This is a genomic window from Streptomyces sp. SID12501 (assembly GCF_010550245.1).
GTDB lineage: Bacteria > Actinomycetota > Actinomycetes > Streptomycetales > Streptomycetaceae > Streptomyces.
Genome location: NZ_JAAGLU010000448.1, coordinates 1 through 504, shown reverse-complemented (window position 1 = coordinate 504; position 504 = coordinate 1). Strand labels below are relative to the sequence as shown.

1 pseudogene is annotated in these 504 nt (G+C 72.2%); it reads right to left on the bottom strand.

Annotated elements, in window-relative coordinates:
• Positions 1-504, bottom strand: a pseudogene (locus G3I71_RS46705) (hypothetical protein); the annotation flags it as partial.

Here is a 504-nt window from a genome sequence, read left to right as displayed (position 1 = left end):
GTCGCATACGTCGTGACTCCAGCCCTTGGCCCCGCCGATCCGGGCCACTGCGGGCACCACGTGATCGAACCAGGCCAGGCGGGGTTCGTCGTCACGCAGGATCCGGTACGGCAGCTCGTCCATGGGCAGGGTGAAGAGCTCGGGCTGGACGGGCCAGGCGGTCGGACGCCAGACTTGCAGCTTTCCGGCAGCGGCGACGAGCCGACCCTGCCTTGGCTCGCGGGGCACGCGGCCCGGGTTGTTGCGGGTGATGCGGCGCTGGGTGTCGCCGAAGAAGAGCTGCTGGCCGGTGACCTGCACGAGGTGAAGGGCGGCCGGTCCGTCGCCACCGGTCTGGCCGGCCAGCAGCCGGGCCTGGTGACGGCAGAGCCGGCAGTGGCCGCCGGAGAGCGGAACCTGACGCGCGCAGGTTCCGCAGGTGCCCACCGGGTGCGCGCGGCTGAAACTGCGGCATGCCTTGCACGTCGCGGCGTCCGTCGGGCCCCAGGCGAAACAGGTCCAGCA